General features: G+C 74.5%; 6 protein-coding genes and 2 pseudogenes. 7 read left to right on the top strand and 1 reads right to left on the bottom strand.

Translation table 11 applies throughout. From position 1 onward, the window contains the following. A pseudogene (locus ICW40_RS12670) lies at nt 1–358 on the top strand (sacsin N-terminal ATP-binding-like domain-containing protein); the annotation flags it as partial. Then, nucleotides 355–1626, top strand: a complete 1272-nt coding sequence (locus ICW40_RS12665) for an MFS transporter (RefSeq protein WP_221654380.1) — start codon at nt 355–357, stop codon at nt 1624–1626. The pseudogene ICW40_RS12670 and the gene ICW40_RS12665, both read left to right, overlap by 4 nt. Here ICW40_RS12665 and ICW40_RS21050 read toward each other — a convergent pair. Beyond that, nucleotides 1599–2309, bottom strand: a complete 711-nt coding sequence (locus ICW40_RS21050) for a VanZ family protein (RefSeq protein ID WP_308121782.1) — start codon at nt 2307–2309, stop codon at nt 1599–1601. The genes ICW40_RS12665 and ICW40_RS21050 overlap by 28 nt on opposite strands. A gap of 30 nt (nt 2310–2339) precedes the next feature. Between ICW40_RS21050 and ICW40_RS12650 the strand changes: the two genes are divergently transcribed. The 5 genes and pseudogenes from ICW40_RS12650 to ICW40_RS12630 all read left to right on the top strand — a co-directional run. Next, complete coding sequence (locus ICW40_RS12650; protein ID WP_221654379.1) at nt 2340–3827, top strand: NCS2 family permease; 1488 nt, start codon at nt 2340–2342, stop codon at nt 3825–3827. Nucleotides 3828–3921: 94 nt separating this feature from the next. Beyond that, nucleotides 3922–5235, top strand: a complete 1314-nt coding sequence (locus tag ICW40_RS12645) for a UDP-glucose dehydrogenase family protein (RefSeq protein WP_221654378.1) — start codon at nt 3922–3924, stop codon at nt 5233–5235. A gap of 105 nt (nt 5236–5340) precedes the next feature. Beyond that, nucleotides 5341–5844, top strand: coding sequence for a MarR family winged helix-turn-helix transcriptional regulator (locus ICW40_RS12640; RefSeq protein ID WP_221654377.1), 504 nt, complete (start codon nt 5341–5343; stop codon nt 5842–5844). Continuing rightward, nucleotides 5841–7178, top strand: a complete 1338-nt coding sequence (locus ICW40_RS12635; protein ID WP_221654376.1) for an MFS transporter — start codon at nt 5841–5843, stop codon at nt 7176–7178. Before ICW40_RS12640 ends, ICW40_RS12635 begins: the two co-directional genes overlap by 4 nt. Before the next feature lie 165 nt (nt 7179–7343). Continuing rightward, nucleotides 7344–7884, top strand: a pseudogene (locus tag ICW40_RS12630) (hypothetical protein); the annotation flags it as partial.

The raw sequence follows: 7884 nt of genomic DNA, 5'->3' as shown, positions 1-7884 counted from the left end.
CGTCGTGCCCGCCGCGGCGGCCGACGGCGTCGCGACCTGGCTCGACGTGGACCTCGCAGCCGAGCGCGCGCCGGGGCACGTCACCTCGTCGGGCGCGCCCGCGGTCGTCCCGGCGGCGGTCCGTGCGCTCGTCCCGGACGCCCCCGCGCGATGGGTCGAGCACGACGACCTGCGTGTCGACGGCGAGCCGGTCGACTGGTGGGTCGAGCGGGGCGAGGTCCACGCGTGCACCACCGGCGGGCTCGCGCGGGCGCTCGCGCACCGCGGCCGCTGGCCGGACCGCGAGGCGCTCGAACGCGTGCTGCTCGACGAGGCGGAGCTGCCGCGAGTCGTCCTGGACCGGGCGGGCGACGTATGAACCGGACTCTCGTGCTCGGTGTCTACGTGCCGGTCGTGGTCTTCGAGACGGGCATGGGCGCGATCCTGCCGGTCGTCGCGATCAGCGCGACGGACCTCGGCGCCTCGCTCGCGGGCGCCGGCCTCGTGGTCGCGCTCATCGGCGTCGGGCACATCGTGGGCGACATCCCGGCGGGCGCGCTCGCGGCACGCGTCGGCGACCGGCGCGCGATGCTGCTCGGCGCGTGCGCCGCCGTCGTCGTGCTCGCGGGCGCGGCGCTCGCGCCGAACGTCGTCGTGCTCGGCGTCTGCCTGACGCTGCTCGGCGCCGTGGCGGCGGTCTTCACGCTCGCCCGGCACTCCTACCTGGCGGAGACCACGCCCGTCGACCGGCGGGCGCGCGTGCTGTCCACGCTCGCCGGGCTGCAGCGCGTCGGCACGTTCGCGGGGCCGTTCCTCGGTGCGGCGCTCATGCACGTGTGGGGCCTGCCGGCCGCGTGGTGGCTCGCCGTGGTGACGTCCCTGGTCACGGCAGGGCTCGTGGCGCTCGTGCCGGACGAGGACGAGCACGTCGGCGGACCGCCCGCGGTCACGCTGCGGCGCGTGGTGAGCGATCACCGGCACGTGTTCGCGACCCTCGGCGTCGCCGTGCTCATGGTCGGCGCCGCCCGGGGGAGCCGGCAGACCGTGCTGCCGCTGTGGTCCGAGCACCTCGGACTCTCACCCGCGACGACGAGCATCGTCTTCGGGATCTCTGGCGCGATCGACATGCTCCTCTTCTACCCGGCGGGCAAGCTCATGGACGCGCGCGGCCGCCTGTGGACCGCGGTGCCGTCGATGCTCGTGCTGGCCGTCGGCCTCGCCCTCGTCCCGCTCGCCGGGGAGGTGCGTGCGCTCACCGCCGTCGCGATGCTCGTGGGCCTCGGCAACGGCATGGGTGCCGGCATCCTCATGACGCTCGGGGCCGACGTCGCGCCGCCCGCCGTGCGCGCGCAGTTCCTCGGCGTGTGGCGGCTGTGCGGCGACGCCGGCTCCGCGGGCGGGCCGCTGCTCGTCTCGGCGGGCGCCGCGCTCGGCTCGCTCGCCGCGGGCATCTGGTCGGTCGCCGCCGTCAGCGGCCTCAGCGCCCTCGCGCTGCTGCGCTGGGCGCCGCGCTACTCGGTGCACGCCAACCGCACGACCCGCCGCCTCGCGGCCGAGCGCGCCGCGCGTGGTGCGGCGCCCGACGCCGGTGAGCCCGAGCGTGGCGATCAGGAGGGCGGTCAGCCCGGGGGCGGCGCGTCCGCCTGAGCACGGTGCCGCCGCTCCCACAGGAGCGCCAGCCCGCCCAGGGCGAGCCCGGCCGCGCACGTGACGACGTCCGTCGTCGCGGCCCGCCCGGACGCCGCCAGCACGCCGACGACGACGAGCGCGACGCCCCAGGCGCCGATGCCGACGAGGAAGACGCGGCGGAGGTCCAGGTGGACGGGCTCGAGCGTGCTCGGCCGGACGAGCGTGCGCAGCGCGCCGGGCCGGGGCGCGCCGCCGGCCTCGGGGGTGCTCACGTGCGCAGCGTATCGGCGGCCCAGGGTCAGCAGGCCCACGCCGACGGCGGCGCCGAGCGTGTTCATCACCACGTCCTGCACGGTGGCGACGCGGGTCGGCCAGAACGCGAGCTGGGCCAGCTCGATCGCGATCGAGAAGGCGCAGCCGAGCGGCACGGCGAGCCACGTGCGGCGCAGGCCCGCGAGCGGGACCAGGACGCCGAACGGCACGAGCATGGCGACGTTCGCGAGCGCCTCGACCAGGGCGACGTCGACCGCCGTCGGCAGGCCGCGCGCGTGCAGCCACGCGAGCACCTCGGCGAGCCCGGTGAACGCGCCCGGCTCCGCGAAGGACGGCCACTGCGTGATCCGCAGGACGGCGAGCAGGTAGACGGCGAGGAGCAGCCGCACGGGCCGGCGACCGGTCCACCACGGGGACCGCGTCGTCACCCGAAACAATCCTCTGCCACCCTGTGCGCCATGACGCAGACCTCCACCTCGACGAGCCGCCGGGCGGGCGGGCTCGACGGCTTCTTCCGCATCACCGAACGCGGCTCGACGGTCGGCACCGAGGTCCGTGGCGGCCTGGTGACCTTCTTCACCATGAGCTACATCATCGTGCTCAACCCGCTCATCATCGGAACCGTCCAGGACGGCACGGGCGAGTTCCTCGGCGGCGGCGACGCGCCGAACCTCGGGATGGTCGCGGCCACGACGGCGCTCGTCGCGGGCGTGCTCTGCATCCTCATGGGCACGGTCGCCAACTTCCCGCTCGCGCTCGCGGCGGGCCTGGGTCTCAACGCGGTCGTCGCGTACTCGATCGCGTCGCTCGACGGCGTCACGTGGGCCGACGCGATGGGCATCGTCGTCCTCGAGGGCCTGATCATCCTCGTGCTCGTGCTCACGGGGTTCCGCACCGCCGTCTTCCGGGCGGTCCCGCTCGAGATCAAGACCGCGATCAGCGTCGGCATCGGCCTGTTCATCGCGTTCATCGGCCTGGTCGACGCGGGCTTCGTCCGCATCCCGTTCTCCCAGGCGACGCCCGTCGAGCTCGGCGTCGGCGGCTCGCTCGCGGGCTGGCCGATCCTCGTCTTCGTGGTCGGCCTGCTGCTCGCGATCGTCCTCATGGTGCGCAAGGTCCGGGGCGCCATCCTCATCGCCATCCTCACGTCCACGGTGCTCGCGGTCATCATCGAGGCGGTCGCGAAGGTCGGGCCGCAGACGGACGAGACCGGCGCCGTCGTCAACCCGACCGGCTGGAAGCTCAACACGCCCGCGATCCCGGACGACCTCGTCGCGACGCCCGACTTCGGGCTGCTCGGCCAGTTCTCGCTGTTCGGCTCGGTCGAGAAGATCGGCGCCGTCGCCGTCCTGCTGCTCGTGTTCTCCATCCTCCTCGCGGACTTCTTCGACACGATGGGCACGATGGTCGCCGTCGGCGGCGAGGCGGGCCTGCTCGACGAGAACGGCAACCCGCCACGGACCAAGCAGATCCTCGTCGTGGACTCGGTCGCCGCCGTCGCGGGCGGCGCCTCGGGCGTCTCCTCGAACACGAGCTACATCGAGTCCGCGGCCGGCGTCGGCGACGGCGCCCGGACGGGCCTCGCGTCGGTCGTCACGGGCGTCGCGTTCCTGCTCTCGACGTTCCTCGCGCCGCTGGTCGACATGGTGCCGTTCGAGGCCGCGACCCCCGCGCTCGTCGTCGTCGGGTTCCTCATGGTCATGCAGGTCTCGGGGATCGACTGGAAGAACATGGAGGTCGCCATCCCGGCCTTCCTGACGATCGTGCTCATGCCGTTCACCTACTCGATCACGGCCGGCATGGGCGCCGGCTTCATCGCCTTCGTCGTCATCAAGGTCGCGCTCGGCAAGGCCCGCCTGGTCCACCCGCTCATGTGGGTGACCGCGGGGCTGTTCGTCGCGTACTTCACGCTCACGCCCATCAGAGGGCTGCTCGGCGTCGGCTGACGCCTGCTGTGGAAGCATTCGAACGCCGGCCTCCCGCCGGCGGTTCGAGGTCGGACACCCGGCGACACCCGCCGGGCCTGCGAGGAGGACGACGTTGCGCATCTCGGTGATCGGCTGCGGGTATCTCGGTGCGGTGCACGCCGCGTGCATGGCGAAGCTCGGCCACGACGTGGTCGGCGTGGACGTCGACGCGGCGAAGGTCGCGCTGCTCGCGAGCGCGCAGGCACCCTTCTTCGAGCCGGGGCTGCCCGAGCTGCTGGCCGAGGTCACGGAGACCGGGCGGCTCGAGTTCGGCACGGACGTCGCGGCGGTCGCCGGCGCGCGCGTGCACTTCGTGTGCGTCGGCACGCCGCAGAAGCGCGGCGAGAACGCGGCCGACCTGCGCTACGTCGACGCCGCGGTCGAGGCGCTCCTGCCGCACCTCGCGCCGGGCGACGTCGTCGTGGGCAAGTCGACCGTGCCCGTGGGGACGGCCGAGCGCGTGGCCGCGCGCGTCGCGGAGGTCCAGCCGGGCGCCGTCGTCGTGTGGAACCCGGAGTTCCTGCGCGAGGGCTTCGCGGTGCAGGACACGCTGCACCCCGACCGCATCGTCTACGGGCTGCCCGAAGGCCCGGACGGGGCCGAGGCCCGCGCGGTCCTGGACGAGGTCTACGCGACGCCGCTCGCCGACGGCACGCCGCAGGTCATCACCGACTACGCGACGGCGCAGCTGGTGAAGGTCGCGGCGAACTCGTTCCTCGCGACGAAGATCTCGTTCATCAACGCGATGGCCGAGCTGTGCGAGGCGACGGGTGCGGACGTGACGCAGCTCGCGGACGCGATCGGCCACGACGCGCGGATCGGGCGGCGGTTCCTCAACGCGGGCCTGGGCTTCGGCGGCGGGTGCCTGCCCAAGGACATCCGCGCGTTCATGGCCCGCGCGGGTGAGCTGGGCGCGGACCAGGCGCTGTCGTTCCTGCGCGAGGTGGACTCGATCAACATGCGCCGCCGCGTGCGCATGGTGGACCTGGCGCGCGAGGTCTGCGACGGGTCGATCGTCGGCCGCAAGGTCGCCGTGCTCGGTGCGGCGTTCAAGCCCAACAGCGACGACGTGCGGGACTCGCCCGCGCTGAGCGTCGCGGCGCAGATGGGCCTGCAGGGCGCGCACGTCGTGGTGACCGACCCCGAGGCGGTCCAGAACGCGCAGCGTCAGTGGCCGGACCTGCGCTACGCGGCGAGCGCCGAGGAGGCGGCCGCGGGCGCCGACGTCGTGCTGCTCGCGACCGAGTGGGACGAGTACCGCCAGCTGGACCCGGTCGCCTTCGGCGAGGTCGTCGCGGGCAAGCGGGTCGTCGACGGGCGCAACGTGCTCGACCCGGGCAAGTGGCGCGCCGCCGGCTGGGTCTACCGCGCCCTCGGCCGCCCCTGAGCCCCGGCGTCGACGGTCCCCGCGCCCCGTCGTGACGGCGGGGCGTGGTGACGGTCACGCCCGTTCGACATCTCCTTACCCTAGGTAATGACCTAGGATAGGGACATGCCCTCCTCTCCTCCTGCCCCCGCGCTGACCGGCGCCGGCGCGGAGGCCACCGGCCGCCTGCCCGAGGTCACGGCGGCCGAGTGCCGCCCCGCCGTGCTCGCCGGAGAGCTGCGCGTCTCGCTCACGCACACCGTCCGCCGGCTGCGGCTCGAGCGCTCCTCGGAGCGCATCACCGACGGCCAGTACGCGACCCTCGCGGCGCTCGCCAACCGCGGTCCCATGACGCCGACGGCGCTCGCCGAGGACCAGCACGTCCAGGGCCCGCCGATGACGCGCACCGTCAACGCGCTCGTCGAGGCCGGCCTCGTGCGCCGCGACGCGCACCCGACGGACGGCCGCCAGGTGCTCGTGCACATCACCGAGGCCGGGCAGGCGGAGGTCCGCGAGACCCGTCGCCGACGCAACGAGTGGCTGGCCAAGCGGCTCGCGACGCTCGACCCGGCCGAGCGCGAGGTGCTCGCGCAGGCCTCGGTGATCCTGCGGACGGTGATCGCCCCGTGAGCCCCACCTTCGCCTCGCTCCGCTACGTCAACTACCGGCTGTGGTTCGCCGGCGCGCTCGTGGCCAACATCGGCACCTGGATGCAGCGCGTCGCGCAGGACTGGCTCGTGCTCACCGTCCTCACCGACGACTCGGGCGTCGCCGTCGGCATCACCACCGCGCTGCAGTTCGCGCCCGTGCTGTTCCTGTCGGCATGGGCCGGGCTCCTCGCCGACCGCCTGGACCGGCGCAAGCTGCTCATCGCGACGCAGGTCTCGCTCGGCATCCTCGCCGCGGGCCTCGGCCTGCTCGTCCTCAGCGGCCACGTCCAGCTGTGGCACGTCTACGTGTTCGCGTTCCTGCTGGGGTGCGTGTCCGCGATCGACGGCCCCGCGCGGCAGACCTTCGTCGCCGACATGGTGCCCGCCGAGCGGCTCGCCAACGCCGTGAGCCTCAACAGCGCGTCGTTCAACGCGGCGCGCCTCATCGGGCCGGGCATCGCGGGCCTGTCGATCGCGTGGGTCGGCATCGGCTGGGTGTTCGTGATCAACGCGGTGACCTTCGCGTCGACGATCTTCGCGCTGACGCGCATGCGCACCGACCAGCTGCAGCCCGTGCCGCACGCCGTGCGCGGCAAGGGGCAGATCCGCGAGGGCATCGCGTACGTGCGCGGCCGGTCGGACATCCTCGTCGTGATGGCCGTCGTGTGCGTCGTCAGCACGTTCGGGCTCAACTTCCAGCTCACGAGCGCGGTGATGGCCCGCACGGAGTTCGGCAAGGGGCCCGAGGAGTACGGCATCCTCGGCTCGGTGCTGGCCATCGGCTCGCTCGCGGGCGCGCTGCTCGCCGCCCGCCGCGAACGCCCACGCGTCCGGCTCGTCATCGGCGCCGCGCTCGCGTTCGGCGTCGCCACCGGGGTCATGGCGCTCATGCCCACGTACGAGAGCTACATGCTCGCGTGCATCCCCGTGGGCCTCGCGTCGCTCACGCTGCTCACCTCCGCCAACGCGACCATCCAGACGTCGACGGACCCCGCGATGCGCGGGCGGGTGATGTCGCTCTACATGGTCGTGTTCCTCGGGGCGACGCCGGTGGGGTCTCCCCTCGTGGGCTGGGTCGCCGAGACGCTCGGCCCGCGGTGGGCGATCGGCGTCGGCTCGATCGCGTCGCTGCTCGTCGCCTCGGCCGCCGCCGTGTGGGCCATCCGCCGGTGGAACGTCGAGGTCCGCTACCGCATCGCCGCCCGGCCGCACCTGACGATCCGGCACCGCGACCGCGAGCCCACCGAGGCCGAGCGCCGCGCCGCGACCGCCGACGCGCTGCGCGTCCAGCAGCTCGGGGACCGCGCGGCCTGAGCACGGGTGCCTGAGCACGCGGTGCCTGGGCGCTTGGCGCCTGAGCACGCAGTGCCGGGGCCGGCGCTCGGGCGGCCGTCGCCCCCGCTGCGGCCGGCTGCGGCGACCGGGTGAAATCGGGCGTATCGCCTCGCCCGACATGTCCGGTATGGGACGATCGCTCGCATGGTGACCCCCGCGGTCGACACCGAGCGCGGCACCGCCGCGCCGGGTCCTGACGCGCCGTCCGGGGACGCCGACACCCTCGCCGGGGCTGCGCCGGACGCGCCGGCCCGCGCAGCCCGCCGCGGTCGGACCGTCCGGCGCGTGGTCGCCGTCGTCCTGCTCCTGCTGCTCGTGGCCGTCGTCTGGCTGGGCGTGCGCGGGCTGCAGGTCGTCCAGTCGCTGCGCAGCGCGGCGCCCGAGGTGGCCGCCGTGCACGCGGCGCTCGCCGCGGCCGACGTCGACGCGGCGTCCGCCCACCTGCCCGCGCTCCAGGAGCATGCGGGGGCCGCGCTCGCCGGCACCCGCGACCCCGTGTGGCGAGCAGCGTCGTCGCTGCCGTGGCTCGGGCCGCAGCTGCGCGCGGTTGCGGACGTCACCGCCGCGCTCGACCTCACCGCGACCGACGTCGTGCCGGCGGTGGCCGAGCTGGCCGACGTCGTCCGGCCCGACGCGCTCGCACCCGTCGACGGCGTCGTGCCGCTCGCGCCGCTCGTCGCGGCGC

Origin of the sequence: Actinotalea ferrariae (genome assembly GCF_019733465.1) — a bacterium.
Classification (GTDB): Bacteria; Actinomycetota; Actinomycetes; order Actinomycetales; family Cellulomonadaceae; genus Actinotalea; species Actinotalea ferrariae_A.
The sequence above is the reverse complement of the archived record's forward strand: the minus strand, read 5'-3'. Positions and strand labels throughout refer to the sequence as shown.

What these genes read in the sequence shown, in the direction of transcription:
- ICW40_RS12665 (WP_221654380.1), top strand. Translation starts at nt 355, where the DNA reads ATGAACCGGACTCTCGTGCTCGGTGTCTACGTGCCGGTCGTGGTCTTC.
- ICW40_RS12650 (WP_221654379.1), top strand. Translation starts at nt 2,340, where the DNA reads ATGACGCAGACCTCCACCTCGACGAGCCGCCGGGCGGGCGGGCTCGAC.
- ICW40_RS12640 (WP_221654377.1), top strand. Translation starts at nt 5,341, where the DNA reads ATGCCCTCCTCTCCTCCTGCCCCCGCGCTGACCGGCGCCGGCGCGGAG.